Source organism: Microvirga lotononidis (assembly GCF_034627025.1).
GTDB lineage: Bacteria > Pseudomonadota > Alphaproteobacteria > Rhizobiales > Beijerinckiaceae > Microvirga > Microvirga lotononidis.
The window spans coordinates 359,430-386,062 of record NZ_CP141050.1 but is presented as its reverse complement, the minus strand read 5'-3'; the positions used below and the strand labels follow the sequence as shown (position 1 = coordinate 386,062).

Here is a 26,633-nt window from a genome sequence, read left to right as displayed (position 1 = left end):
GATACGGCAAGGCAGCTGTGCCCGTGCAACGAGCATGAGACCTCGGCGAAATGCCCGTTCGGATTGTCCTGTATCCGGGCAAGCGGAGCGGCCATTCCGACACGGAGATGGTACAATGACTGCGGTTCGATGGAAGCCCCTCTGCTGGAGGCCGGCTGCTCTTCTCGGTCTTCTGCTACCGGCGGCGTGCAACTCTCCGCAGCGGGCAACCGCTCCGGCGCCGCAGCCGGCGGTTGGTGTCCGGCCTGCGGAGATGCGCGGGGTAAACCAATCCTTCCAGTTCGTCGGGCGCATCAAGGCCGTGAGCACGGTCGCTCTGCGGGCCCGTGTCGAGGGCTTCCTCGAGCAGGTCGCGTTCCGAGAGGGTCAGGCCATCAGGACCGGCGACCTCCTGTACCAGATCGAGAAGGTTCAGTTTCAAGCGCAGGTCGACCAGGCCAAAGCAAACCTGGCCTCCGCCGAGGCCGTGGTGACCAACGCTCAGCTCCAGTATGATCGGCAGCTGTCCCTTTCCGAGCGCCAGTTCACGCCCCAGTCACTCGTCGACCAGAACAAGGCTAATCTCGACAGCGCCAAGGCCAATGTGCTGCAGATGAAGGCTGCACTCACCCAGGCCGAGGTGAACCTCGGCTACACTGAGATCAGGGCTCCGATCGACGGCCTGATTAGCCGTACCGCCTACACGATCGGGAACCTCGTCAATCCGGCGAGCGGCGTGCTGGCGACGATCGTGAGCCAGGATCCGATCTATGTGCTCTTTCCGGTGAGCGTGCGCGACCTTGAGCTCATTCGCGAGGCACGCCGCGAGGAAGGCGGCAGCCTCGCCAAGATCGAGATCCGCATCCGCCTGGCGAGCGGCGCCGAATACCCGCAGCGGGGCACCTGGAATCTGACTGACCCGCAGGTCGATCAGCAGACGGACACGCTCATCATGCGCGCCACGATCCCCAATCCCGACGGGCAATTGATCGACGGCCAGTTCGTGACCGCAGAGATCCGCCGGCGGCAGGAGGAGCCGCGGCTCGTCATTCCGCAAGCGGCCCTGCAGTTCGACCAGACTGGCTATTACGCCCTCGTGGTCGACGAACAGCACAAGGTGCAGCAGCGACGGATCAAAACCGGTCCGAACCGGGATGCCGACGTGGTCATCACCGCAGGCCTTCAGGAGGGCGACAACGTGATCGTCGATGGCGTCCAGAAGGTCCAACCGGGTCAGGCCGTGCAGGCGAACGTTCTGGCGGCGGAGGCATCCAACCAATGATCTCGGACATCTTCATTGACCGGCCCCGCCTTGCCTTCGTGATCTCGATCGTCATCACCCTGGCAGGCCTGATCGCCATACAGGCGATCCCGGTCGCCCAGTTCCCCGATATCGTGCCGCCCCAGGTCTCCCTTACGACTCTCTATCCCGGCGCCGATGCGGAGGTCGTGGAAACGACCGTCGCTCAGCCAATCGAGCAGCAGATCAACGGTGTCGATAATGCCCTCTATTATCAGTCGGTGAGCGGAGCCGACGGTAGTTATTCACTGACCGTCACCTTCGCGCTCGGCACCGATCCCGACATCAACACGGTGAATGTCCAGAACCGTGCCCAGCTGGCAACCCCGCTCTTGCCGCAGGAGGTCCAGCGGCAGGGATTGGTCATCCGCAAGAAGTCGGCAGCGCTGTTGCAGATCATCACCCTCTCGGCACCGCGGGGCACGCATAATGCGCTGTTCCTCAACAACTATGCGACCATCAACATCATCGATCCCCTGGCCCGCATTCCCGGCGTCGGCCAGGCCAGCCTCTTCGGTCCCCTCGACTATTCGCTGCGCCTGTGGCTTGATCCCAACCGCCTGACAGCCTTCAGCCTGACGCCGGCCGATGTGGTCGCCGCTATCCAGGCCCAGAACCTGCAGGCCGCGGTGGGCCGTATCGGCGCCCCGCCGGCACCGGGCAACCAGCAACTGCAGCTCACGATCAAGACCAAGGGGCGGCTCACCCGAGCCGAGGAGTTCGAGAATGTGATCTTGAGAGCGAACCCCGATGGCTCTCTCGTCCGCGTCAAGGACGTGGCCCGTGCCGATCTGGGCGCCAAGACGCAGGAGCGCCACACCCGCTTCAACGGCGCCCCCTCGGCGGCGATTGGCATCTATCAGAGCCCGGGCGCCAACGCGGTCGAGGTGGCACGGCACGTGCGTGAGGTGATGGATGATCTCGGCAAACGCTTCCCGGACGATGTCCGCAGCGATCTGTTCTGGGATGCAACCACCTTCGTCACCGCGACTGTGGACGAGGTCGTTCGTACCCTGATCATCGCATTCCTGCTGGTGGCTCTCGTGGTGTTCCTGTTCCTTGGCAAGATCCGCACGATGATCATTCCGCTCGTTGCGGTGCCAGTCTCGATCATCGGCACCTTCGCGGTCATGCTCGTCATCGGCTATTCGGCCAATACGGTATCGCTCCTTGCCCTCGTGCTCGCCATCGGCATCGTTGTCGACGATGCGATCGTGGTGACCGAGAACGTGGAGCGGGTGATCGAAGAGGAGCCGACCCTCTCGATCCAGGATGCCACCAAGAAGGCCTTGGCGGAGATCACCGGACCTATCGTCGCCATCACCCTTGTGCTCCTGTCAGTGTTCATTCCGGTAGCGTTCATCCCGGGTATCAGTGGCCAACTCTTCCGCCAGTTCGCTGTGGCAGTCTCGACCGCAATGATCATTTCTGCGGTCAATGCTCTGACGTTGAGCCCGGCCCTATGCTCGGTTCTTTTGAAGCGTGCCGGGCCCCATCGCGGGCCGATGCAGTACGTGCTTGGCGCGATCGATCACGCTCGAGACGGATATGCCGCGCTGGTGCGCCGTCTGGTCCGGGTCGCCATCGTCAGCCTGATTGTCGTCGCTGGTGTTGCCGCGGCAACGTTCGGTCTGTTCAGGGTGACCCCACAAGGGTTCCTGCCGTCGGAGGATCAGGGCGCGATCTTCGCCGCCATGCGGCTGCCCGAGGGGGCATCCAGCGAGCGCACCGAGAAGCTGGTCGCTCAAGTGGAAGACATTCTGCGATCGACCCCTGGAGTCGCCCGCGTTCTGTCAGTGGTCGGCCTGAACTTCATCGACTACGTGGCTTCATCGAACAACGCCTTCTTCGTGATCCGGATGAAACCCTACGAGAATCGCACCGATCCGGCGCAGAGCGTCGATGCGGTCATCGCTCGTCTGCGCCCGCAGCTTGCCGCCGTCCAGGGGGCCGTTGTCTTCCCGTTCAACCTGCCACCTATCCTTGGGCTCGGCAATACCGGCGGCTTCCAATTTGCGCTTGAGGCGCTGCAGGGGCAGAGCCCCAGGGACCTCGCAGCCGTCATGCGCGGGCTTCTCGTCACGGCCAATCAGCAACCTGAACTTGCCGGCGTCTTCAGCACCTTCGCGGCAGATACGCCGCAGGTCTCCCTCGACATTGATCGCGACAAGGCGCAGGTGCTGGGGGTCCCCATCAGCAGCATCTTTAATACGCTGCAGGCGTCACTCGGGGGCTTTTACGTCAACGACTTCAACCTTTTTGGCCGTACTTGGCAGGTCAATGTCGAGTCGGAGCCCGGATTCCGCAATGAAATCGACGACATCTACCGGGTCTACGTCCGCAATTCTGCCGGGACGATGGTCCCGATCCGGGCCTTGGCCCAGGCACGGCTCGTGCAGGGACCCCAGGCAATCGTGCGCTACAACGGCTTTCGTGCCACGATCATCAACGGTGCCCCTAAGCCGGGTTACAGTTCAGGCCAAGCTCTCGCTGCGATGGAACGGCTCTCGGCCGCGACACTCCCGGCTGGCTACGGCTTCGAATGGACTGGGACCGCGTTGCAGGAAAAAACGGCAAGTGGTCAGACTGGGATCGTGCTCGGCCTTGCGGTGCTCTTCGCCTATTTGTTCCTGGTTGCGCTCTACGAGAGCTGGAACATCCCAATCCCAGTCCTCTTGTCCGTCAGCGTCGGAGTGCTCGGCGCCATTGCGGCGGTAAAGTTCTCCGGCATCGCGTTCGATGTCTACGCCCAGATTGGACTCGTGGTGCTGGTGGCGCTTGCTGCCAAGAACGGCATCCTGATCGTCGAGTTCGCCCTCCAGCAGCGGCTCCAGGGCGTGGGAATTGGTGAAGCGGCGATCGCCGGGGCACGGTTGCGGTTCCGTCCGGTGATGATGACAAGCCTCGCTTTCATCTTTGGCCTGCTCCCACTGGTGATTGCTGAAGGTGCCGGGGCGCTCAGCCGGCGTGCCGTCGGCACGCCGGTCTTCGGCGGCATGATCGCTGCCGCGTTCTTTGGCATCTTTGTGATCCCGATGCTGTATGTGGTGTTCCAGAAGCTGCGAGAAATCAGCTCGCGTCGCAAAGCCAGCATGGGAGATCCGTCCGGCGGCGGTGTGAGGGACAGCGTCGCAGCAGAATGAGGGAGAGACTGCCACGCTTCCCCTTTCGACGGGGATCATATCATAGCCGCGTCCCTTGTCCGCCTCGAGCATCGGACCAAAAGACGAGATCCGCGACATCCTACCCCTCCCCCTGGGCAGAGGTCGGAACCAAGCGGGTCCGACAAACCGTCCGATGCTCTAACGCGTTTGGGTTCGTGCAGCGAGGCTTGATCGTTGAAGGTCTTGTGAGACTTTCAACAGGAGCTATCGCCCGGCCCTGCTACTACCGATTGGGACTACTTCTGCGTTGGCGGAATCCCGATCGGCTCATCGGCGGCCGTAGCGTTCCCCCGGCACACGATGAGAAATGTTCGGCGGGAGCGCTGCCCGCGCTGTTTTGAAGGCAGCCCAATCGGACACGTCCGGCAGTGCTAGATCGTGACCCGTTCTCCCTCACCGAGACCGGAAAGCGCCGCATCGACCATATCACTGGTCTCCATGAGAATGTCCTCTGGGAGAGCGTTGATGTCGAGCCCTCACATCTCCCACGGTTCCGTCCGCCTGACTCCGGGCAGCACGGCCTGCATACGGACGCCATATGGCGTAAGTTCGCTGTCGAGGCCCTCGCTGAAGGCTAGGAGATAGGCATCGCTAGCATCATAGCCGACGCTGATGGACGGTTAGTCGCCTGGATGGCAACCACTGAGGCAATATTGATGATGTCGCCCCTACGACGTTGTGCCAGGCCTAGGAATGAGATGGCTATCGTCCGAGATCGTGTTGAGGTGTGGGTAAAGGCGTGGTGGCTCCTTCTGTGTGCGGCGGAGATGCGGTTCTCATCACACCATGCGAAGCTGGATGCATCAAATCTGCGGTTGATAGGACGGTCCTTGGGCAATGAGCACTGGTGCCTGCCCACAGATGGCCATTAACATCGGCTAGGAGATTGGCTAGCCGGAACGGGTCTGGAACGGTCATGGCCCCAAATGTCGCTGAACGTCTCGTACGAACCCTCGCCGAAGCCGGTGTAAGCCGTATATATGGGATCGTGGGTGACAGCCTGAACGGCATCACCGATGCCTTGAGCCGGTACTCCGGCATTCAGTGGATCCATGTTCGGCACGAAGAGGTCGCCGCCTTCGCGGCAGCCGGTGAGGCGCAGATCTCGGGCCAACTCGCGGTCTGTGCTGGCTCGTGCGGGCCAGGCAATCTCCATTTGATCAATGGCCTGTATGACGCCCACCGCAGCCGCACACCAGTGCTGGCTCTGGCGGCCCACATTCCGTCACCGGAGATCGGCGGCGGCTACTTCCAGGAGACGCACCCGCGGGCGCTGTTCCGCGAATGCAGCCATTATTGCGAGCTCGTCTCCGAACCCGCGCAGCTGCCCTACGTCCTCGAGAACGCCATCAGGGCGGCTGTCGGCCTGCGAGGCGTCGCGGTCGTGATCCTGCCGGGTGACGTGGCCTTGCGACCGGCCCCGGCCCGGGACATCTCCCCAAGACCAGGCCTCCTTCCCCCTGTCCCCGTGGTGCGACCGAGCGAGCGAGAAATCGATGCTCTCGCCTCCTTGCTCAACAGCAGCCAGCGTGTGTCGCTCTTCTGCGGTCGTGGCTGTGCCGGGGCCCACGCAGAGCTTATGCAGTTGGCGGAGGCTCTCAAGAGCCCCATTGTCCATGCGCTTGGCGGCAAGGAGTGGGTGGAGTTCGACAACCCCTACGATGTCGGGATGACCGGGTTCATCGGCTTCTCGTCGGGCTATGCCGCGATGCAGGCCTGCGACGTCCTGCTGATGCTCGGGACTGACTTCCCTTATAAGCAGTTCCTGCCCTCGGATGCCAGGATCGCCCAAGTCGATCTCCGCCCCGAGAACCTGGGGCGCCGCGCCAGACTGCATCTTGGCATCGTTGGGGATGTTCGGGCGACGCTCGAGGCGCTTCTGCCCAAGCTCGACGTCAAGGCCGACCGCGCACACCTCGACGCCTCTGTCCGCCATTACCGCAAAGCGCGGGAGGGTTTCGACGACCTTGCTAAGGGCACGCCCGGCCGCAGGCCCATCCATCCGCAATACCTCGCCAAGCTCGTCAGCGATGCGGCTGCCGATGATGCGGTCTTTACCTTCGACGTGGGGACGCCGACCATCTGGGCCGCGCGCTATCTCAGGATGAATGGCCGCCGCCGGCTCGTCGGTTCCCTGGCGCATGGGTCGATGGCCAACGCCATGCCGCAGGCGATCGGGATCCAGGCAGCCGAGCCCGGGCGTCAGGTGATCTCGCTCTCGGGCGATGGCGGCTTCACGATGCTGATGGGCGACCTGATCACGCTGACACAGCACAAGCTGCCGGTGAAGGTCGTCATCTTCAACAACGGTGACCTGGGCTTCGTGGCGCTGGAGATGAAGGCGGGCGGCTTCCTCGACACTGGCACCAATCTCGTGAACCCGGACTTCGCCGCGATGGCTCGGGCGATGGGCATTCACGCACGGCGGGTCGAGGAGCCAGGAGAGCTGGCAGAGGCGGTTGCCGATGTGCTCGCCCATGATGGACCCGCGCTGCTCGACGTCGTGACGGCCAAGCAGGAGCTTTCTCTGCCCCCGACGATCGGGGTGGAGCAGATCAAGGGGTTCAGCCTCTGGGTGTTGCGTGCGGTGATGAGCGGACGCGGCGACGAGGTCGTCGATCTCGCAGCGACCAATCTTCTGCCGCGTTGATGGGCGCCAAATGCGGTCGAGTGATGAGCCACCGGCGGTCTATCCGTTTTAAGTGTAATTCGACGGGGCGCTTGCGCCGGGTCTGTTCCGCGGCGCCTGTGCGGGCCTGGCGCAGCAAACTTCCGTTCAAGCGATCCGGCTGGATCTCACAGATCCGCCGCGCTCACCCGTTGCTTGCAGACTTCTTCGCCCTGCCCGTCAAGACGAAGAATTGTCATTAGCACATGTCCGGACCACGTTTGCGGGACTGTCATCTGCTAATCGACGAGCGGAGGGAACAGATATTTGCCGCCCCGACCCTATTGTGGAGCGGATACGAAAGCTCGGCGGCCTGACGCTGCGCTGGGTTGGTAGGTCGGCGGTCTGCAGCGCAGGTTGGACAATGATGCCGAATACGTGACACCATTCGATATGATGGCGGAACTGCATGATGACAATCTGCAACCTATAACTCACATACGAGAAATTCACGCCATGTGCGAGGAGGGTGGCGACGTTGCGAGCGTCCGAGCATCGAGCTGGAAATCGGGTTCTTGGGCCACTGCGCGAGACGGCGGTGTGATTCACTCCTTCGGTTCGAATGTGGAGCATGGGTCTCTGCTATTCTCTCGATGTTCGCGTCCGGGTCGCAGAGCTTGTTGAGGCGGGCCCTTCCTGCCGAGCGACGATGCCATGAGCTGAGCGCGCCGCGGATCATTGATGGCCCGATCACCCGCTCGGCCTTTGCCACGTATATCGAGACGCAATTGGCGCCGATGCTGCGCAAAGGCGAGGTGGTCATCGTCGACAATCTGGACGCTCGTATGAGCGAAAAAGCCGTCGCATGCCTGCAGAAATAAGGTGCCCGGTTTCTCTTCGAAGCGAGCCGAACGAGAGGAGCCTGAGCGCTCAACCAGGGCTGACAGCAGCACTCACTTGTCCCGAATATCAGGGCATGCGCACTCCATTGCCACCTGCTGTATTGTCGTGAAGCTATATACCGCTCACCGCGTCGCTGGCTTCTCGGGTTTTAGTCACGGGTCACAGATCCTACAACTGCCCGGCAGCGCTCCCCGCGGGCTACTCGCCGTTGCCGCGCCTCCTCGATGGCCCGCTGCACAAGCGGTTCATCGAAGTCCCTTGGACGGCCCACCGGCACCTGCAAGCACAGGCTGAACACGGGCAGCACCTCCCGCCACGCGGCGATCAGCTCCTTGTAAGCGCGCCCCACGGGCCGGATGCTGCGGTCTAGCTCGTAGAGTCCGAGCGGGTTCACGCGGTTGTTCCTTTCGCGAAGGGCCGAGTCCCAGTCAACCTGATCGGTAAGCGAATACCAGGTGAAGCCAACGATCGGATGACCCGCATTGCGGACATGCAGCACGTTGGCCCACTCCTTCCAGAGCCACAGGACCGCCTCATCGCCCTCGAGCCCCTCGCGGAAGTTCGTCTCCGTGTGCATGATCGGCAGCCCGTAGCGCTGATAGTACTGGTGCGTAATCACCGCGTAGCCGAAGACCTCGCCTGAGGCCCGGGTTGTACCATCGGGCCAGATCCGGTGCTCGTTGGTCACGTAGTAGTCGTTGCCCATGATGCAGTGGGCCTTGAGCCGCATGTGCAGGAAGAAGTCGTATTCCTCGGGCGTCATGCCATTGTCCATCAGGTACCGGTACATCTCGGCATTGACACGGATGCCATAGTTCAGGTCCAACGCCAGGAAGCGCAGGGCGTTCATGAACTCCGCCGGAGCAATCGCTTCCGGGCTGTCGGCGTGGAAGTATTCGCTCGACTCGCTCTGGATGAACAGGGCGTCAGGCCGGACGTCCAGTATTGCCTGCATGGCGAGCACATTCGCCTTGGCAATGACCTTCAAGGCGGTGACGAAGGCTTGGTCGGAGGTGAGCTGCTCGTTCCACCAACCGTACTTAGCGGAGAAAACGGCGCAGATGAACATCTCGTTGACGGGCGTATAGAGCTGCACCCATGGAAAGCGGCGGGCAAAGTCACGGGCGTAGCGTTCGAACAGCTCCGGGAAATCCGGGTTCTGGAAGTCACCAATCCAGTCCGGTACGCCGAAATGGCACAGGTCGACGATCGGCACAATGTTGCGGCGCTTCAAGTCCGCGAACGCTTGGTCGGTGAAGCCCCAGTCGTAGCGCCCGTCGCCGAGCCAGACGAGGTGCATAGGTGGGCCGTAACGCAGATAATGGATGCCGAGATCCTCGACCAGGTCGAAGTCGTCACGCCAGCGCTCGTAGTGATGGCACTCCTCCAACTGGTCCCGCCGCGTACGGCCACCGTCGATCGTAGGATAGGAGTTCTCAATTCCGGTCGCAAACATGAAGCGGGTCATCGCAGCACCCTTGTTCGCGGGTTGGCTCGACTAACATCCCTAGATCACCAAGGGGGCTAAATGGGGGCGAGGCGGACCGAACGCGTGCAAGGCTTAATATGGGAGCCTCAGGACCAAGAGGCCCATCTGCTGGCAAATTCTGGGGGTAATGGTGATATGGGGCCGCCTCCACCGGAGGCATCCATGAGGTCTCGCCGCACTCGCGGTGAATGTCGGGAAGGGGTCGATGCTGTTGAAAGACTCTCATTTCCTTGTTTTCAGCAGCAACAGCATACCTGATGCAGTGGCCTCTTAAGCAGCTCCATACCACCTGTAGATGCCCAGTATCCCGCAGGGGAGTTTTTCAACAGCATCGGTCAATGTGTAACGTTGAGCGGGCTGAATGAAGGTCTGCTTTGCGCACGAAAACGGATAGAAGGATAAGCTCAGCCCAGTGCCTTACCGGACGTTCCGTATCTGACCTGACAAGGCAGATTCGAGAACGGACTATGTATCAAACAAGACACAGGGCGCGCCTGAGATAATGTTGGCGGCCTTCTGGTTTACTGCAGAATCTTATCCAACGTGATGGGTAGGTCGCGTATGCGCTTTCCCGTCGCGTGACAGACCGCATTAGCAATCGCTGCTGCAACGCCGACGATGCCGATCTCGCCAAGACCCTTGATGCCAAGCCGATTGATACTATCGTCCGGCTCGTCGACGAAGATCACCTCAATGTCGTGTACGTCAGCGTTCACCGGCACGTGGTATTCCGCAATGTTGGCATTCATGACCCGGCCGAAGGTATGATCGAGAAGCGCTTCCTCGTGCAGCGCCATGCCGATGCCCCATACCACCCCGCCCAGAATCTGGCTGCTGGCAGTCTTGGTGTTCAGGATGCGCCCGGCAGCGACCGCATTGACGACGCGGGTAACCCGGATAACCCCGAGTTCCTCGTCTACCTTGACCTCGGCGAAGACGGCCGAATGCGTGTTGTGCGAATGCGCTTCGTTCTTGGGAAAGTGCGTTGTCTCCTCCCGCTCGATGCGATCGATTCCGCCCTGCCGCATGGCGTCCGCAATCGACACCGCACGGGCCGGGTCCTTGTTGCCCACGATCTTGCCGTCAGCGAGCCGGACGTCATCGGGCTCAACGTCCGAAAGTGGCGAATTCCGCACCTGCTTGGCGAGGTTCAATAGTTCACGACGGATCGATTCGGAGGTCGTCATGATTCCATTGGCGACTGAGGCTGCAATCCATGATCCGCCTTCGACGGGCGATTGCGGCAGCGTCGAGTCGCCGAGCTTGACGCTGATGTTGTCGAGGGGGAGGCCCAGCATGTCGGCTGCGACCTGAGCCATGATCGTGTATGTCCCGGTGCCGATGTCGGAGGTCGCGCACGAGACCTCGGCGTGACCGTTGGCGGTGAGCGCGATGCGCACCGCGATCGGCACCTGCAATGCCTCCCAGACACCGGTCGCCATACCCCAACCCACCAGCTCGCTGCCATCACGCATCGAGCGCGGCTCGGGGTTGCGCTTGTCCCAGCCGAATGCTTCGGCGCCGCGGCGGTAGCACTCACGCAGGTTCTTGCTGCTGTAGGGCCGGTTGGCGATCTGATCACGGTCCGAATAGCACTGCAGTCGCAGATCGAGCGGGTCGACCCCGAGCGCGAACGCGAGCTCGTCCATGGCGCATTCAAGAGCAAAGACGCCCGTCGCCGCGCTCGGCGCACGCATGTCGCACGAGGTTGGAAGGTCAAGGGGCGCGAGCCTGTGCGCGTATGTCGTATTAGGGCACCGATAGAGCAGGCCGGACCAGCCGGTCTCCTGCCGGTAGAAGTGCTCGTATTGCGAGGTCACGGTGACCGCGTCGTGCGAAATCGCCTCCAGAGTTCCGTCGGCTTTCGCACCGAGATCGATCCGCTGGATCATGGCCGGCCGATAGCCGAGCCCGTACATCTGCTGTCGGGTGAGCCCGACACGTACGGAGCGCTTCAATGCGAGCGCCGCCAAGGCGGCCAGCACCACCTGATATTGCGGCCGCAACCCTGAGCCGAACGCTCCGCCCGTGAAGGGCGAGAGCACGCGGACGCTGCCCGGTGCGAGCTCGAGCGCGCCGCAGAGATAGCGTTGGACATTCTGAACGCCCTGGGTCTTGTCGTAGACGGTAAGCTTGCCATCAGGCTCGTACATCACGGTCGAGGCATAGAGCTCGATCGGGTTGTGATGCTCGATCGGGACGGAATACTCGCCTTGATGGCGCACGGCCGCTGCCGCGAGTGCTGCCTTGGCGTTGCCGCGCGGCTTTGGTGGGGCGAAGGGGCTCGAGCCGGGTTCCGCAGCAGCTTTCAAGACAGATTCCACATCACGCTGGCGTTGCATGTCCGTGACGTGCGGCTCCTCGTGGTAGTCGACCTGAACCAGGGACGCCGCGAACTGGGCGGTCTCCAGATCGTTGGCCACAACCAGCGCCACCGGCTGACCGTCGAACAGGATCGCGTCATCGTACAGAGGCCGGAACGGCGAACCGTCTGGCGCCAAATCGTCCTTATAGCCGCTGTCGCCGTCGGCCATCCGAGGCCGGTTCGTGTGGGTAAGTACGTCGATCACGCCGTCGACCCGCAAGGCATCGCTCACGTCGATGCGCGCGACTCTGCCCTTGGCGATGGTTGATGTGACGACGCTGCCGTGTGCAAGGTCGGCGGCCTTGGGTTCTGCTGCGTATTTTGCCGCGCCCGTGACCTTCGCATGGCCATCGACGCGGGATGTGGCGGTGCCGATATAGGTCATGACAGTCACCGGATCTTCTTGATGGCCTGGACTTGAGGCGTGCCACGCGCGGCCTGCGTCAAGGTGCGTTCGATCGCACGACGGGCAAGGCCGATTTTGAAATCGTTGTGCCCGAAGCCACGGCTATTCTGCAGCAGGATGTCGGCTGCTTTGGCAAAAGCCTCACGATCAGGAGCCTCGCCCTGCAAGGCCGCTTCGGCTTCCGTTCTCCGCCAGGGCTTGTGCGCCACGCCGCCGAGTGCGAGCCGCGCTTCCTTGATGCGCCCATTCTCGAACTCCAGGGCCGCCGCGACCGACACGAGTGCAAATGCATAGGACAGCCGATCCCGGATCTTCAGATAGCTGTAGTTGGCAGCGAAGCCCTTAGGCGGTAGTTCGACGGCGACAATGATCTCGTCCGGCGCGAGGTTAGTGTCGATCTCCGGGGTATCGCCTGGCAGGCGATGGAAATCGGCGAAGGGGATCGCGCGCTCCCCGGATGGCCCTGCGACATGCACCATAGCCTCGAGCGCCGCGAGCGCGACGCACATGTCGGACGGATGCGTCGCGATGCAGGCTTCGCTCGTCCCAAGGATGGCATTGATGCGGTTGATGCCTGTGATTGCAGAGCAGCCGCTGCCGGGATCGCGCTTGTTGCATGGGGTCACCGTGTCATAGAAGTACAGGCACCGCGTGCGCTGCATCAGATTTCCGCCGGTCGATGCCATGTTGCGCAATTGCTGCGACGCACCCGCCAGGATCGCGCTCGACAACAAGGGATAGCGCGCTTCGACCAGTGGATGGTAGGCCAAGTCGCTGTTCGGCACGAGCGCACCGATGCTCAGGCCCCCGCTCGGAGCTTCCTCGACAGTCCTGAGAGGCAGATGCGAGATGTCGATGAGCCGCCCGGGGCGTTCAACATCGTACTTCATCAGATCCACGATGTTGGTGCCCCCTGCGATGAAGCTGGCGTCCGGATCGGCTGCGATCTGTCGGAGAGCGTCGCCAACGTCGGTCGCTTGGGAAAATTGAAAGTTGATCATGGCTTGCCCCCCATGACAGCCATGGCCTGCTGGATCGCCGCGACGATCCTGGGATACGCACCGCAGCGGCAGATATTCCCGCTCATCAGTTCGCGGATCTCGTCAGCGCTATGCGCCCTCCGCTCACTGATCAAAGCAACGGCCGACATGATCTGGCCGGGCGTGCAATAGCCGCACTGGAAGGCGTCGTGGTCGATGAAGGCCTGCTGCACTGGGTGCAGGGCACCATCCTTCTCCAATCCTTCGACGGTGATCACTTGAGCGCCCTCCAGCCTGATCGCGAGGACGAGGCAGGACGTCACCCGGCGTCCATCCACGAGCACCGTGCAGGCGCCGCATTGGCCGTGATCACAGCCCTTCTTGGTGCCAGTCAGATCCAGATCTTCACGCAGCGCGTCGAGCAACGTCGTCCAAGGGGCAACGGTCAGCGTGCACGCCACGCCGTTGACATGAAGCGTGATTGTAACCTTTGGGGGCAGTGAAAGGCTGTGCTGGCCCTCTCGGGCCTCTCGCAAGGGCTTGTCCATGGGGATCGTCCAACCAGACGGCGTTGTCACTTTACGCGGTGTGGCGGAGAGGTCGTACGGATCCTGCTCCGGATCACGCTACCATTGATTTACATTCTGCCTACCGCACGGTGAAGTCAAGACACCGTCACATCGATGTCAGGCCGCTCAGGAGCGATCAATGCCACCCTTGTCTGGGAGAAGGCCTGTGGCGCTCCCTGAGGTAGTCTCAAGACCGTGTATCACCAGTTCGCCGAAGTTGTAGGCTTCAGAAAACGATACTCCATATCTGCTTAATCGCCAGGCTTAGCTTTGCCGCTGGAGTCGGCTTCGGGTCAAACTGAGCCGTTGGCATGGGCCTGTGAAGGTCAGCTTACCCGGTAACTATGGAGGTTCGGCTTTCGCCTTCCCCGTGCCAAACGCTGCCATCTGGACCCGCGTTGTAGCTCTTCCAGCGGCGATTTTTCATTGGGGATGTCGAATCAGAAGGAGCCAGCCGCAACGGAAAGTCTGGGCATCTATGCCACTCCGGCTAATGAGACGCATCTGACCAAGTCGAATTGCCAGCGAACAGGAGGTCGGTGCATCCCGATGCGGTGCCATCTGACATTATAGGAAGCTGTCCGGTTTCTCACAGTCGTAGCACCCCTACCCAGTGAGCCTGCACGAGGTTGCCTGACATAAGGTCCCAGAGCCGGTGCTTACGATCAGAGCGGATGGTTCAGTGGAGTCCAAGACGAGCAACGGAGAGGTGATGCGGTCAACGAGCGCTCTTCACCAGGGCGAGGAGACACATCGCTTCGACGTCACCACCTCTTGATGCCCGGTGAAGGATTTGGACGATGGTTTCGTCCTCACCCGGCGCGTGCCGGTCACAGACGGCAAGCACCTGCTCGTACAGGGTTCGATCCACAGGAGCGATACCCCACACCGCGGCAAAAGCAACCTTGATCTCCTCCGGAGCGGCGTCGGGCACGTCCGCGGCCACAAGCGGATAGGCAAGCTCGAACAGACCACCCGCGCCAACCGTACTGTGCTCTTCCGCAAGTACACTGATGACCCGCTGGACGGCGTGTCGGATAAGATCTTCACGCTCCTGAACCATAGAAGTGTCTCCAGCGGTCGTGACGGTGGGCGCCTCGGCTCCCGCTATCGATTATAGGCGGGATCTTTGCAGTTGTTGGCTACCGAGAACACCGCCGGCTGCCGCTCAAGCCCCCACACCCACTCGCCGGCGCGCCCCGGGTGAGCCTGGAAATGGGAGATGTCACATTAACTGAGTATAGTCCTTGGGCTGACCGACAAGGACAGTCGTTGCACAGCCCAAGTCGTTGATTTTTCTCACTGCGAGATTTTTCCTTGACGAGTACAGGGTAGTATTCGCCGTTAATATGACATCCCCCATCTCACCTCTCTATAATAAGCTTGGCCGGGTCCGTCGCATGTGGCGCATTTCATAGGCTTAGATCTAACAGCACCCTTACGGCTCCGAGGTCGGTACGCGAAAGCTCGTGCGCAGGGGCTGGGTTTCGTTGGCGACATGCTGGACGGCTGAGGGAGGCCGCTTGTCATGACCATTCGTGGAAGCGGTCGGAGCCGCCGCCAGTTCCCGCCAGAGCAGGATGAGGCTCGCCATGATGGCGGGACCAACGAAAAGACCCAGAAAGCCCCAGGTTTCCACGCCGCCCAGAATGCTGAACAGCACCCAGATGAAGGGCAGTTTCGTCGTTCCTCCGATCAGAAGAGGCCGGATCAGGTGATCGGCTATGGCAAGCACGACAAGCCCGAAGATTACGATCCCGATAGCTGCCGTAACAGCCCCTTGGGCCAGCTGGATCAGTGCGGCCAAGCCGAACACGATCGGTGCTCCGAACGGGATCGTGGCTGCAATCGCCGTGAAAAGGCCGAGCAGCACTGGATGCGGAACGCCCGCAATCCAATAGGCAATGCCGAGCAGGAGGCCTTCACCAAGTCCGACGAGCACGAGCCCACTCAGAGTTGCACGAACGGAGGCAATCATCTGACAGGCGAGCCTCTCTCCGTGCGGACCGAATATCCGTCCGCTCGCCCGACGCATCTCAAGGGTGAGCTTCTCCCCGCCACGCAGCAGGAAAAAGAGCGTCAGCAGCGTGAATACGAACAAGACTGCCCGGTGTGCAACCTGTGTTCCGAGCTCTCGCGCCATCAGAAGCGACGAACCTTCGTGGAGATGGGCCACGAGTTGAGAAGCCTGAAAGGGATGGCCAAGAGTTTGGGTCCACCACGTGGCCGCCTGTACCCCCAAAGGCAGCCGGGTCAGCCAATACGGTGCAGGAAGACCAGATGCTTCCGCTGCGTGAAGCCATCGAATGACGTCACTTGCCTCGTGGCTTGCCTGCAGCACCACGAGAAACAGTGGCACCATGAAGATCATACCGATGGCTGCCGTAAGGAGAAGCGGTACCGTAGTGTCCGAGCGTCCGCCCCAGTATGTCTGAAGACGTTCGGAAAGTGGCCATATGGCAATGGCAAAGATTGCGGCCCAGACCAAGGCTGGAAGAAAGGACTGTAGGGTCCAGATCGCGGCGATGAGGAGCGCCAACGCCAGCACAATTATTGCAATGGATTGGGGCGAATTCAGTTTCATCGGCACTCCGGGTCGGAGAGGTTCGATCATGCTATAGGCGGCGGACAAACGCAAAACCGACCAACATGGGAAACTACTATTGAATATGGTGCTCCGGTCTGAAGCCGTCGATCACGCCATGACAAATGCAGTTGCCGCCTGGCGGGCGCATCGGTCGAGATCATGCGCTGGCAAGGGCTGGAAGCCCGCCGTGACCGTGCCAGTCAGGTCGCACGGGAGCGCCAAGTCTCCGGGAGGCCTCGGCAAAGGGATGTAGACTCTCGCGCGCGTGCCTCCCGTGCATTCTTCCTCTAGGGGATGATCAAGAACTGATGATCTTGCGCGGGCCCAACACGGTCGCTTCGCCTGAACGGAACTGGTTGTAGAAACGTTGTTGGCCTAGATCTCCAAAGTCACAGAGGAACGCCATGAAACAAATTCTCCTCTCCAGCCTTCTTGTTATCGCCACGCTGGCGGGAGCTAGTTCAGCCCAAGCCAAGGGTTGCATCAAGGGGGCTATCGTCGGGGGCGTGGCAGGCCACATGGCTGGGCACGGCAAGACTGGTGCCTTGGCCGGATGTGCCATCGGGCACCATGAGGCCACCAAGAACGAACAGCAGCAACAGAATCAAAATCAAAAGCCGCCGCAATAAGCGGGGGGAAGTCCGGGGCGATCTCGTGCGGCCTGCTGCCCTGGAGTTTATCGTCCTTTGCGCCCTTCTCGCGACCTGCTCTGGGAGGCTCTGAGCGTGGTCTGACGCTGGACCAGGACGCCTAAGCTCCTTCGAGGCGTTCTCCCTCGGGATCATCGGCACGGGCCGGCTTGCCGTCCCAGTGCTGACGGGTTCGGCCGTCCCCTTGTCGGTGAGGCGCGTAAGTGGTCGGTGGCCTTCGCCCGCCGCCCTCAGGAAGCCAAGGCCTTCTACGGCGCCGTCGCGCTGGCCACCTAGTCGGCATGACGATCAACTTCGCCAGGATAGACCCGGTTAAGGCGCTGTGTTGGGCGGCCGTGCTCAACGGCGTGAACGCTGTTTCGGTGATGGCGGGCACGATGCTGATTGCCTCCCGGCCGACGTCCGGGGCCGTTTTTCCGTGCGTAATTGGCTGCGAGTGCTCGGCCGGGTCTCCACCGCCGTGATGGCGTTCGCCGTAGCGGCTGTGCCGGTGATATCCTTCTAAGCGACGAGCCTTGGACCCAAACCGATCAGGCGGAAGGACTGCATCGGGCGACCTAGCCCGTGTGCCAACTGAGGACATGGCCTGTGTCCGGAGGAAGAGGCCCCGAACCCTGAACCTCAAGCCCACGCCATGCCGGTTTCCCGCCATCTCCGGCTGCTCAGCCACATCGAGGGCTTCCGCCAAGGCAATCAGGTGTTGGGCTACGCAGTCCCGCCTTATCATGTCCCGGTGGCCGTGCCATGGGCCGCTCTATCCTCCTGCCTCGGCGGCCAACGTACAATCGTCCCATTTTCCTGCTGACCTGAGCCATAGCCTCGAACGTCTGAACGGGAGCTTTGAATGATCGGCATCATGCGTGGCCTTGTAGTTCCTCTGGCTCTCATCCTGGCGGTTTCGGGGGCCTGGGGTGCCGAGGGTAAACCCGGGGTCGATCTCGCCCTCGTGCTGGCAGTCGACATCTCCCAGTCCATGGAGACCGACGAGCAGGACTTGCAGCGGCAGGGCTATGTCGAGGCCTTACGCTCCCCGGAGGTTCAGCAGGCGATCCGCCAGGGTTTGCTCGGACGCATTGCCGTGACCTATGTGGAGTGGTCCGGAACAGAGGAACAACAGGTGCTCGTCCCCTGGACGGTGATCGAGCAGCCCGAGGATGCGCTTGGGTTCGCCGAGCACCTGATACAGAGTCCGATCCACCGCGCGGGGTACACGTCCATCTCCGGGGTGATCGACTTCAGCCTCGGGCTGCTGCGCGAGAGCGGCGTCGATCCTGCTCGCCGAGTCATCGACATCTCAGGTGACGGGCCGAACAACCAGGGCCGGCCCGTAACGGAGGCCCGCGACGAGGCCGTCAGTCTGGGGACCACGATCAACGGCCTGCCGATCATGCTGGAGCAGCCCCGCGGGCCATGGGACATCCCGGATCTCGACCTGTACTACCGCGACTGCGTCATCGGCGGTGCGGGGGCCTTTATGATCCCGATCCGCGAGCGGCGTCAGTTTCTTGAGGCGATCCGGACCAAGATCGTGCGTGAGGTCTCTGACCTTCGGATCCCTGAAACGTTCGTCCAACGGGCCCAAATCACGACGTCCGCGGATTGCCCTGCGGGAGTTCCCCGTCCCAGGAGGCCGGCGGGCGAATAGCAGGGCGCACCCGGCTGCGTGTCGCCGCCCCGAACGGACCGAACGGGCAGCGCGTTCGCCTCGATTACGTGGCCATGTTCCTCTGGTTGACCGCCGCCCCAGGGAGGCGCATGCCTGCAAGACGTTGCCGTCCCACTTCGGCCCGGCAGCAGCCCCACAGGAACCATGAACCCCATGCCAAGCGACAGTCACAGTCGATTGCCTGTGCCGTCACCGGCCTGCGCGAACGCCTGATCGCTTGATCGGCTCGCCCGCGACCGGCCCGTGACGGCTGGTCGGACAAGAGATGAGCCATGCAGGACAACACCAACACAACCGAGGTCGTTCGTGATCCCGCCGTCCTTGCGGCGGAGCTGGCCGACGCACACGTCGCCAACACTGCCGAGATCCTGAACGAGCAGCTCACTGAGGTTGCCTCGGAGGTGCTCGCCCGCCTGCCGCTTGACCGAGCGGTCGAGGTCCTCAACCAGCCGGAACTGGAATCGTCCGCCGAACTGATCGCGATCCTGCCGTAGGAGCGGGCGACGGACCTCCTGTCCGGCATGTCCGCTGACCGGGTCGCCGAGGTCTTCCGCGGCCTTGAGGAGCCCAGTCGCTCAGCGCTGCTGGATCGCCTCGATGACGAGACGAGGCTCGCGGTCCTGCGCCTCCTGTCCTCCCCTCCGGACAGCGCCGGCAGCATCATGACCACCGAGTTCGTCAGCGTGCCGACCACGTGGACGGTGGCGCAGACGCTCGACCACATCCGCCGGGATGAGCGGACACGCGAGGGCACCGTCATGTCTGGATGGCGCCCTTCCGGCTCCATTCTGGCGCAGGCCAACGCATGTACCCCTCCTATGGGCAACCGCACTGCACGCGCAAGGCTGATCAAGTGCACGCTTCAGAAATCGGCCATAACGGGAAGGACTTCGTGGGAGAGGACATGGACCCTGTCGGCAAAGCCCTGTGGCTGATCGAGAGCCGCTTCGCGCAATCGATTTCGTTGCCCGATATCGCGGAGGTGAGCGGCGTCTCTCGCTTTCACCTGTCGCGGGCCTTTGGGCTCGCAACTGGCCGCACCGTCATGGGTTATCTCCGCAGCCGCCGACTCACCGAGGCCGCTCGGGTGCTTTCCAAGGGTGCGCCAGATATTCTGTCGGTAGCCCTCGATGCGGGTTATGGCTCCCACGAGGCTTTCACCCGGGCCTTTCGCGATCAGTTCGGCCTCACGCCCGAATGCGTGCGAGCCCAGGGTCATCTCGACAACCTTGAACTTGTGGAGCCAATCAGGATGGATCAGGCACTTCTCGTCAATCTGGAAGCCCCGCGTATGGAAGACGGTCGGGCGCTGCTGATCGCCGGTCTTAGCGGCCGCTATACCTTTGAGACGAACGAGGGCATTCCCGCCCAGTGGCAGCGCTTTAGCCCCTACATCGGTAGCGTCCCCGAGCAGGTCGGCTGGACGACCTACGGGGTTTGTTGCAACTGCGATGATGCGGGCAGCTTCGAGTACATCTGCGGTGTCGAGGTCTCCGACTTTTCCGACATCCCTGAGGAGTTGAGCCGCATCCGCATTGCCACCCAGCGCTATGCCGTGTTCACGCACCGGGGGCACATTTCCACGATCCGCAGCACGGTCTACTCGATCTGGAACAAGTACCTGCCGGGGTCGGGACTTGAGGTGGCGGATGCGCCAGACTTCGAGCGCTATGACGAGCGCTTCGATCCCGGGAGCGGTTCTGGCGAGGTCGAAATCTGGATTCCAATCAAGCAATGATAGTCACTGCTGCATTTGCAGCTATGGCCGAGCTTCAAAGAACTCGCCGCCGTGCCCGCCCCGACCAGTTTCTGGCTGCCCCGGGCGGGCGATAAGCTTTTCGGATCAGTTACTTGCTCAGCGGTTGGCTGCCGAATACCGTGAGAAATCAGGCATGCGCTCCGCCCTTTAAAGATTCTATGCACCAAACAAAGGTTTTGATCGTTCAGGCTGCCGATTAACCCTGGTGCTTAAAACGCTTCCGGCCGATTGTAGTTAGCCTGAATCCGAATATAAAGTCACGGCAGTGAAGGTCTTGATTTGACTTTCCTATGGCGGATTGGATGTTCACTCGTCTGGGACCGATCCAAAGGCATGATGCCGCCCCGCCATACCGGTGTGAACCCGGTATATCGATATCACCATCGACATTTTAATCTGGTTCGAGTTCAAGCACTTTGTGACAGCTGAAGCTCGGAGGTTAACGCGAGCGTCCTATGCTGACCGTTTCTGAGTTTGTCTTCACAGAGCGATCTGCTCTCTTGATTGCGATGGAGGTTGCGACCCTTGCTGTTGCCTGTCTTACGTGCGTTCATCAGTGGACACAGGCAGGCAAGATCCGGGGCTCCAAGCGATTTGTGCTCAAAGGTGTGGCAATCGCGGCTGCTCTCTTCGGCCTATGGTCGACCTACTGGGTCGCAACCAGAGTGGTGGCGCCCCCTCCTCCGGATGGATTTGGCATCAGCTTAACCCTTCTGGCCTTCGTCACGGGTGTCGTTCTCACCGGGATAGGCGCAGGCATGAGCATCCGGGACCGCTGGAACCGGACCCGTGATCTTGTGACGGGCCTTGAGAACCGGGCCAACTTCATTGACAGGCTCGATCGTGAAATCTCCGCCCATCAGGCCAGGAACGAACAGCTGGCAATCCTTTGCCTCGACATCGACGGCTTCAAGGACATTAACGATCTTTATGGTCATACGACCGGCGACCACACTCTTCGGGATGTTGCCAGCAAGCTGACGACAGTCCTGAGCCGCGGGCAAATCCTTGCACGGCTTGGCGGTGACGAGTTTGCGGTTCTCATGCCTGATATTGAAAGCCCGACAGAAGTCCGAATCCTTGCAGAGCGGCTGCAGAGAGCCGTCGCAGCTGGCCTTCAGGTCAAAGACCTTCCCGGGTCCGTATCCGTGAGCATCGGCGTCGCCTTGTATCCAACCGATGCCGGTGACCGGGCCGAGTTGCTCTCATGCGCCGATACTGCTCTTCACCGGGTCAAGGAGGAATCGAGCGGGTCCTGCCGCTTCTTCGATACAACGATGGGCGACAAACTGCGCGAGCGCCGGACGATCGAACAGGATCTCCGCCAAGCGCTTCAGGACGATCAACTCTACCTTGTCTACCAGCCCCAGGCGAAGATCGGCACGGGGGAGGTCACGGGCTTTGAGGCGCTGTTGCGGTGGAAGCATCCCGTCCGTGGTGACGTCCCGCCTGGGCTCTTCATACCGATTGCCGAGGAGAGCAACCTTATCCTAACCTTAGGCGAATGGGTCCTGCGCACAGCCTGCCGCGAGGCGGCAAGCTGGACCCGACCACTCACGATCGCAGTCAATGTTTCTACCCGGCAGCTCATTGATGAGGGCCTCGCCGAGTTGGTTCAGAGCATTCTGGCAGATACCAACTTGTCGCCACAGCGCCTCGAGATCGAGGTTACTGAGACAGCCCTCATCAGTGATCCAAGTCGAGCCCGCCAAACGCTCAAGAGGGTCAAGGCGCTGGGCGTCACCATAGCCATGGACGATTTCGGAACCGGCTATTCCTCCTTGTCGAATGTGCGGGAGTTTCCGCTCGACAAGATCAAGATCGATCGATCGTTCATCAAGGCGGTTCATGCCAATAAGCAGGCGGCCGCGATCGTCCGGGCCGTGCGCTTGCTGTGTGATGGTCTCGGCCTGCCCGTCATCGCCGAAGGTGTTGAGACAGCGGACGAGCTCCGATTCCTGATCAATGAGGGGTTCACCGACGCGCAGGGCTACCTCCTGGGCGCTCCTGTCCCTGCCAGTGATATTGGACCCCTGGTCTTCGAGAATGTCATTCCGCTGCCGAGCGCTCGCCTCCGCATTGTCAGCGAAGCGGCAGTCTAATGATCATCGGTGGCCTCAGAGCAATGATAGCAATGAGCAAGAAGGCGCCCAACCGGGCGCGATCTCTCAACAGGCTCAAGGTTGTCCTGGTGATCCTCGGAGCCGGCTGCATCATCGCGGCCGCCTGCCTCCTATGGCTCATTGCCGACCGCCAGGATAAAATGGCACGAGTTTCGCGCCTGGACGTCGCGTGGGTCGCGAATAAGGCCGAGGCCGAATTCTTCCGCCTTCAGCATTCCCTTCTCGCTTATCGTACCGGCGACAGCGGCGTGACTGCCGACGATGTCATTCTCAGGTTTGACATCGTCCAAAGCCGCTTCACTATGCTGAAGGACGGCAACTTCGGTTCCTTCATCCAAAGCAAGGAAGACACAAAGGCGGCTGCTGATCGTCTCGATGAGATCCGCAGGGCTGCAGAGCCATTCATTTACGGTATCGAGAAGCCGGGCGCGCCTTCTCAAGCCGCAACGATACTTGCGCCAATCGCAATGATCTTGCCGCATCTCGTGGGTACGGCAAACCAATATGTCGCCGACTTGATTACCGATAATCATGTTGCCCTTATGGGTTTGCATCGCACTTTCACCCTCATGATGATCGGAATGATCCTCTGCGGCTTCGGACTGATTGCCTTCATGAAGCGGCAGAACGACTTGTTGGAGGATGCCCATGACGAGGTTCAGGATCTGGCCAAGAACCTGACCCACTTGGCCCACCATGATGCCCTGACGGGGTTGGCCAATCGGGTTCTGTTCCGCCAGTGTTTGGACGCAGACCTCGACAAGCTCCGCACTCAGGGCGAGCCGTTGACGGTCTTGTATCTGGATCTAGACGGATTCAAGCAGGTCAACGACAAGCTCGGCCACGCGACCGGTGATGAATTGCTTCGGATCGTCGCGAAGCGTCTTCAGAACACGGTCCGGGCCAATGACGTCCCTGCCCGTCTTGGCGGCGATGAGTTCGCCATCCTGCTCAGAGATCCTGTGTCGGTTAATATTGCCGAGACAATCTCGCAGCGGATCATCGCGGCGATCAGTGCACCAATTGGACTGGATCGCCAGGAGATTACAATCGGAACAAGTATCGGGATCTTCATGGCGAAGGATCCCGGATTGACCCACGACGAGATTATGCGAGGCGCGGACAAAGCCTTGTATCAGGCGAAATCGGAAGGCAGAGGACGCTATCGCTCGTTCGACGTTGTCACCCTGCCGGATCAACAGGTCGCTTAAGAAAAAGGCCGGTCCTTGCGAACCTGCCTGTTCCATTACGCTGCATCATCGGCTGCGGCATCGCCCGTATCGTTGGCTTGAAGATCATGCATGAGCAGGCCCGCATTCTCGCGGATCTTGCCCTCGATCTGGGCCGCGATCTCCGGGTTCTCCTTTAGGAAGGTCTTGGAGTTTTCGCGGCCCTGCCCGAGACGCTGGCTATCGTAGGAGAACCAGGCGCCCGACTTCTCGACCACCCCAGCCTTGACGCCGAGATCGATGAGCTCGCCCATCTTCGAGATGCCCTCACCGAACATGATGTCGAACTCGACCTGCTTGAAGGGCGGAGCCACCTTGTTCTTGACGACCTTCACGCGCACCTGGTTGCCAATCGGCTCGTCGCGATCCTTCAGAGTCGACGTGCGGCGGATATCCAGGCGCACCGAGGCGTAGAACTTCAGGGCGTTGCCGCCCGTCGTCGTCTCAGGGGAGCCGTACGTCACGCCGATCTTCATGCGGATCTGGTTGATGAAAATCACCAGCGTGTTCGTCCGGTGGATGGAGCCAGTCAGCTTTCGCAGCGCCTGGCTCATCAGACGGGCCTGGAGGCCAGGGCGGCTCTCGCCCATCTCGCCCTCGATTTCGGCCTTCGGGGTCAGGGCCGCGACGGAATCGATGATCACGACGTCGATTGCGCCGGAGCGCACCATCGTATCGGCAATCTCCAGCGCCTGCTCGCCATGATCCGGCTGGGACACAATGAGATCGTCGAGATTGACACCCAGCTTGCGGGCATAGACCGGGTCGAGCGCATGCTCAGCGTCGATAAAGGCGCAAACGCCGCCCTTCTTCTGGGCCTCGGCAATGGCGTGAAGCGTGAGCGTGGTCTTGCCCGACGACTCCGGCCCATAAATCTCGATGATGCGGCCCTTCGGCAGGCCACCGACACCCAGGGCAATATCGAGTCCAAGCGAGCCAGTCGAGATTGTCTCAACCTCCACAACCTGATCGCCGCCCAGGCGCATGATTGCGCCTTTGCCGAAGGCGCGTTCGATCTGCGCGACTGCTGTTTCGATCGCCTTGTTCTTATCCAAGCTCATAAAGGCTCCGCACGTCCTGATTTTTGGGATTGCAGGACCCTATCCTGATCCGAGGCGAATGACCAGAACAAATCGAGAACTGCGCCACTTTGTCGGGGACAAAGCTTAGCTGCGACCTCACATTGAGCTCAGCAACTCCGTGCGGCTCAGAGGGCCAGCGATAACTGCGGGGGTTCGGATTCTTCATCTGTATTCAAGGTGGAGAGGGAGACCCCAAGGAGCCGAACCGGCTTGGGAAAGGGAACCAAAGCCGACAGAAGTTCAAACGACGCAGCCTCGAGCGCTTCCCTGCCCTCTACCATGCCTGACAGCGTTCGGCTGCGGGTGATCTGGTGAAAATCCGCATACTTGACCTTAAGCGTCACCGTACGGCCCCGCACCCCCGTTTGATCGCAATGCCGCCAGACTTTGTCGATGATCGGCTGGAGCGCCGTCTTCATCGCTTCCAATTCCGTTAGATCGTTCGAGAACGTGTTTTCGGCCCCCACAGACTTCCGGATCCGGTCTGGGCACACGGGACGATGATCGACGCCCTGGGCGAGCCAGTAATAATAGCTCCCTGCCTTGCCGAACCGCTCCTGGAGAAACTCAAGCGAGCGTCCTTTCAAATCAAGCCCAGTGAAAATACCAAGCCTGTTGAACTTCGCAGCCGTCGCCGGACCGATCCCATGAAACTTCTGGATGGGGAGTTGCTCCATAAACGCCGGCCCCATCTCCGGCGTGATCACGAACATGCCGTTGGGCTTACGCTGATCCGACGCCATCTTCGCCAGGAATTTCTGGTATGATATACCAACCGAAGCAGTCAGCCCTGTCTCCTGAAAGATCTTCGCTCGGATCTCACGTGCAACCTGGGTTGCATAGGGAATACCCTTCAGGTTCTCGGTAACATCAAGATACGCCTCGTCCAGCGAGAGCGGCTCCACCAGGGGCGTGTACTCATGGAAGATCTCGCGGATCTGCAGGGAAACCTGCTTGTAGACGTCGAAGCGTGGTTTCACGAAGATCAGATCAGCACACTTGCGGCGCGCGGTGACCGAAGGCATTGCCGAATGGACACCAAAGCGGCGAGCCTCATAGCTCGCAGCCGCCACGACACCCCGCTCTCTTGAGCCGCCCACCGCTACAGGCTTCCCACGGAGGTCTGGATTGTCACGCTGCTCCACGCTGGCGAAGAATGCATCCATGTCACAATGTATCACGCGCCGGTCGCCCGCGACCGTTCCAAGTGCGGCTTCCTCCGGCTTTGGATGAGCAATGACTGGATCGAGGGTGATGTCCAACGTGGTCCCCACGAAATGGATACAGACTATCAGGCCGCCCTAGTAATAGCATTGCCTGTTCTTCATTTGTACTACCTGCCCAGAATTTCCACCTGTTTCCTATGGGGCCCCTATTCTTGAGATCGCTTTCGATCAATCCCCGAAATTTCAGGAGCGTCCGATGTCCGCTGACAAGCATAAGGGCCTTGCCATATGCACGGCATACCTCCGCCTTGCGGCCTCCCGCGGAGACGCGGGCTTCGCCGTTCAGGTCAAATGGGCCTATGCCGTCACCTCACACGTCGAGGATCTTCTGAAGCTCGGACACCTGCGCCGCACCAGGCAGCCCAGCGGCGGCCGGAAAAGGATCACCTGCATGGTGATCACGCCAAGCGGCGAGAAAGGCCTCCACGACACCCTCACCCGCCGCGGGGCAGGACTTCGGGCCGATCTCCCTCATCCGCACCATCGATCCACGTAAGGTACGCAAGGAGGAGCGGCGCAAAACCGCAGCTCAGGCTGCCGGATACATG

General features: G+C 61.1%; 19 protein-coding genes and 2 pseudogenes. 13 read left to right on the top strand and 8 right to left on the bottom strand.

Annotation, left to right across the window (positions count from 1 at the left end; all coding sequences use genetic code 11):
- Nucleotides 1-115 precede the first annotated feature (115 nt).
- The 5 genes and pseudogenes from U0023_RS31480 to U0023_RS31465 all read left to right on the top strand — a co-directional run bounded on the left by U0023_RS31480 (nucleotide 116) and on the right by U0023_RS31465 (nucleotide 7,932).
- The gene (locus U0023_RS31480; protein WP_009490332.1) at nucleotides 116-1,261 is read left to right on the top strand and encodes an efflux RND transporter periplasmic adaptor subunit; all 1,146 of its coding nucleotides are present in this window, start codon (nucleotides 116-118) and stop codon (nucleotides 1,259-1,261) included.
- A complete protein-coding gene (locus tag U0023_RS31475) occupies nucleotides 1,258-4,422 on the top strand; it encodes an efflux RND transporter permease subunit (protein WP_009490334.1) in 3,165 nt (1,054 codons plus the stop codon). Before U0023_RS31480 ends, U0023_RS31475 begins: the two co-directional genes overlap by 4 nt.
- A 937-nt stretch (nucleotides 4,423-5,359) precedes the next feature.
- Nucleotides 5,360-7,093, top strand: coding sequence for a ubiquinone-dependent pyruvate dehydrogenase (poxB, locus tag U0023_RS31470; protein WP_009490336.1), 1,734 nt, complete (start codon nucleotides 5,360-5,362; stop codon nucleotides 7,091-7,093).
- A gap of 170 nt (nucleotides 7,094-7,263) precedes the next feature.
- Nucleotides 7,264-7,597: pseudogene (locus U0023_RS35825) on the top strand (Dps family protein); the annotation flags it as partial.
- Nucleotides 7,598-7,731: 134 nt separating this feature from the next.
- The gene (locus U0023_RS31465) at nucleotides 7,732-7,932 is read left to right on the top strand and encodes a hypothetical protein (protein WP_154660966.1); all 201 of its coding nucleotides are present in this window, start codon (nucleotides 7,732-7,734) and stop codon (nucleotides 7,930-7,932) included.
- 170 nt (nucleotides 7,933-8,102) lie between these two features.
- Here U0023_RS31465 and U0023_RS31460 read toward each other — a convergent pair whose 3' ends face one another.
- The 6 genes from U0023_RS31460 to U0023_RS31435 all read right to left on the bottom strand — a co-directional run bounded on the left by U0023_RS31460 (nucleotide 8,103) and on the right by U0023_RS31435 (nucleotide 16,347).
- Complete coding sequence (locus U0023_RS31460) at nucleotides 8,103-9,422, bottom strand: family 1 glycosylhydrolase (RefSeq protein ID WP_009490339.1); 1,320 nt, start codon at nucleotides 9,420-9,422, stop codon at nucleotides 8,103-8,105.
- Between the two features lie 542 nt (nucleotides 9,423-9,964).
- Complete coding sequence (locus tag U0023_RS31455) at nucleotides 9,965-12,193, bottom strand: xanthine dehydrogenase family protein molybdopterin-binding subunit (RefSeq protein ID WP_322883904.1); 2,229 nt, start codon at nucleotides 12,191-12,193, stop codon at nucleotides 9,965-9,967.
- Between the two features lie 5 nt (nucleotides 12,194-12,198).
- Complete coding sequence (locus U0023_RS31450) at nucleotides 12,199-13,215, bottom strand: FAD binding domain-containing protein (RefSeq protein ID WP_009490519.1); 1,017 nt, start codon at nucleotides 13,213-13,215, stop codon at nucleotides 12,199-12,201.
- The gene (locus U0023_RS31445) at nucleotides 13,212-13,742 is read right to left on the bottom strand and encodes a (2Fe-2S)-binding protein (protein ID WP_009490341.1); all 531 of its coding nucleotides are present in this window, start codon (nucleotides 13,740-13,742) and stop codon (nucleotides 13,212-13,214) included. Before U0023_RS31445 ends, U0023_RS31450 begins: the two co-directional genes overlap by 4 nt.
- 739 nt (nucleotides 13,743-14,481) lie before the next feature.
- Nucleotides 14,482-14,826, bottom strand: coding sequence for a hypothetical protein (locus U0023_RS31440; protein WP_009490343.1), 345 nt, complete (start codon nucleotides 14,824-14,826; stop codon nucleotides 14,482-14,484).
- Between the two features lie 375 nt (nucleotides 14,827-15,201).
- The gene (locus tag U0023_RS31435) at nucleotides 15,202-16,347 is read right to left on the bottom strand and encodes an AI-2E family transporter (protein WP_009490345.1); all 1,146 of its coding nucleotides are present in this window, start codon (nucleotides 16,345-16,347) and stop codon (nucleotides 15,202-15,204) included.
- A gap of 407 nt (nucleotides 16,348-16,754) precedes the next feature.
- Here U0023_RS31435 and U0023_RS31430 point away from each other — a divergent pair, with 407 nt between their 5' ends.
- The 7 genes and pseudogenes from U0023_RS31430 to U0023_RS31400 all read left to right on the top strand — a co-directional run bounded on the left by U0023_RS31430 (nucleotide 16,755) and on the right by U0023_RS31400 (nucleotide 23,759).
- Nucleotides 16,755-16,979, top strand: coding sequence for a hypothetical protein (locus U0023_RS31430; protein ID WP_009490347.1), 225 nt, complete (start codon nucleotides 16,755-16,757; stop codon nucleotides 16,977-16,979).
- Between the two features lie 865 nt (nucleotides 16,980-17,844).
- Nucleotides 17,845-18,645 (top strand): DUF1194 domain-containing protein, encoded by an 801-nt coding sequence (locus U0023_RS31425; RefSeq protein WP_009490351.1) that lies wholly within the window; start codon nucleotides 17,845-17,847, stop codon nucleotides 18,643-18,645.
- 293 nt (nucleotides 18,646-18,938) lie between these two features.
- Nucleotides 18,939-19,160, top strand: coding sequence for a hypothetical protein (locus U0023_RS31420; RefSeq protein WP_009490353.1), 222 nt, complete (start codon nucleotides 18,939-18,941; stop codon nucleotides 19,158-19,160).
- A gap of 12 nt (nucleotides 19,161-19,172) precedes the next feature.
- Nucleotides 19,173-19,601, top strand: a pseudogene (locus U0023_RS31415) (hypothetical protein); the annotation flags it as partial.
- Nucleotides 19,571-20,404, top strand: a complete 834-nt coding sequence (locus tag U0023_RS31410) for an AraC family transcriptional regulator (RefSeq protein WP_009490357.1) — start codon at nucleotides 19,571-19,573, stop codon at nucleotides 20,402-20,404. The pseudogene U0023_RS31415 and the gene U0023_RS31410, both read left to right, overlap by 31 nt.
- A gap of 779 nt (nucleotides 20,405-21,183) precedes the next feature.
- On the top strand, nucleotides 21,184-22,527 hold the full coding sequence (locus U0023_RS31405; RefSeq protein ID WP_245272888.1) for a putative bifunctional diguanylate cyclase/phosphodiesterase: 1,344 nt from the start codon (nucleotides 21,184-21,186) through the stop codon (nucleotides 22,525-22,527).
- A gap of 32 nt (nucleotides 22,528-22,559) precedes the next feature.
- Nucleotides 22,560-23,759, top strand: coding sequence for a GGDEF domain-containing protein (locus tag U0023_RS31400; RefSeq protein WP_195904169.1), 1,200 nt, complete (start codon nucleotides 22,560-22,562; stop codon nucleotides 23,757-23,759).
- Between the two features lie 35 nt (nucleotides 23,760-23,794).
- Here the strand turns inward: U0023_RS31400 and recA are convergent, their stop codons facing one another.
- Nucleotides 23,795-24,838 carry a recombinase RecA gene (gene recA / locus U0023_RS31395; protein ID WP_009490361.1) on the bottom strand — a complete coding sequence of 348 codons (1,044 nt, stop codon included), beginning with the start codon at nucleotides 24,836-24,838 and terminating at the stop codon, nucleotides 23,795-23,797.
- Between the two features lie 146 nt (nucleotides 24,839-24,984).
- Nucleotides 24,985-26,025, bottom strand: a complete 1,041-nt coding sequence (gene dinB, locus U0023_RS31390) for a DNA polymerase IV (protein WP_154660987.1) — start codon at nucleotides 26,023-26,025, stop codon at nucleotides 24,985-24,987.
- Between the two features lie 256 nt (nucleotides 26,026-26,281).
- Between dinB and U0023_RS31385 the strand changes: the two genes are divergently transcribed.
- Nucleotides 26,282-26,581: a hypothetical protein gene (locus U0023_RS31385; RefSeq protein WP_009490363.1), complete on the top strand. Its 300-nt coding sequence runs from the start codon at nucleotides 26,282-26,284 to the stop codon at nucleotides 26,579-26,581.
- The last annotated feature ends 52 nt before the right edge of the window (nucleotides 26,582-26,633 follow it).

Bases quoted from the DNA above. Each gene is read 5' to 3' on its own strand.
- U0023_RS31410 (WP_009490357.1), top strand. From the start codon at position 19,571: ATGGACCCTGTCGGCAAAGCCCTGTGGCTGATCGAGAGCCGCTTCGCG.
- U0023_RS31425 (WP_009490351.1), top strand. From the start codon at position 17,845: ATGATCGGCATCATGCGTGGCCTTGTAGTTCCTCTGGCTCTCATCCTG.
- U0023_RS31440 (WP_009490343.1), bottom strand. From the start codon at position 14,826: ATGGTTCAGGAGCGTGAAGATCTTATCCGACACGCCGTCCAGCGGGTC.
- U0023_RS31445 (WP_009490341.1), bottom strand. From the start codon at position 13,742: ATGGACAAGCCCTTGCGAGAGGCCCGAGAGGGCCAGCACAGCCTTTCA.
- U0023_RS31400 (WP_195904169.1), top strand. From the start codon at position 22,560: ATGAGCAAGAAGGCGCCCAACCGGGCGCGATCTCTCAACAGGCTCAAG.
- recA (WP_009490361.1), bottom strand. From the start codon at position 24,838: ATGAGCTTGGATAAGAACAAGGCGATCGAAACAGCAGTCGCGCAGATC.
- U0023_RS31430 (WP_009490347.1), top strand. From the start codon at position 16,755: ATGAAACAAATTCTCCTCTCCAGCCTTCTTGTTATCGCCACGCTGGCG.
- U0023_RS31460 (WP_009490339.1), bottom strand. From the start codon at position 9,422: ATGACCCGCTTCATGTTTGCGACCGGAATTGAGAACTCCTATCCTACG.
- U0023_RS31480 (WP_009490332.1), top strand. From the start codon at position 116: ATGACTGCGGTTCGATGGAAGCCCCTCTGCTGGAGGCCGGCTGCTCTT.
- U0023_RS31385 (WP_009490363.1), top strand. From the start codon at position 26,282: ATGTCCGCTGACAAGCATAAGGGCCTTGCCATATGCACGGCATACCTC.
- U0023_RS31450 (WP_009490519.1), bottom strand. From the start codon at position 13,215: ATGATCAACTTTCAATTTTCCCAAGCGACCGACGTTGGCGACGCTCTC.
- U0023_RS31455 (WP_322883904.1), bottom strand. From the start codon at position 12,193: ATGACCTATATCGGCACCGCCACATCCCGCGTCGATGGCCATGCGAAG.
- U0023_RS31420 (WP_009490353.1), top strand. From the start codon at position 18,939: ATGCAGGACAACACCAACACAACCGAGGTCGTTCGTGATCCCGCCGTC.
- U0023_RS31435 (WP_009490345.1), bottom strand. From the start codon at position 16,347: ATGAAACTGAATTCGCCCCAATCCATTGCAATAATTGTGCTGGCGTTG.
- U0023_RS31405 (WP_245272888.1), top strand. From the start codon at position 21,184: ATGAGCATCCGGGACCGCTGGAACCGGACCCGTGATCTTGTGACGGGC.
- U0023_RS31475 (WP_009490334.1), top strand. From the start codon at position 1,258: ATGATCTCGGACATCTTCATTGACCGGCCCCGCCTTGCCTTCGTGATC.
- poxB (WP_009490336.1), top strand. From the start codon at position 5,360: ATGGCCCCAAATGTCGCTGAACGTCTCGTACGAACCCTCGCCGAAGCC.
- dinB (WP_154660987.1), bottom strand. From the start codon at position 26,025: ATGGATGCATTCTTCGCCAGCGTGGAGCAGCGTGACAATCCAGACCTC.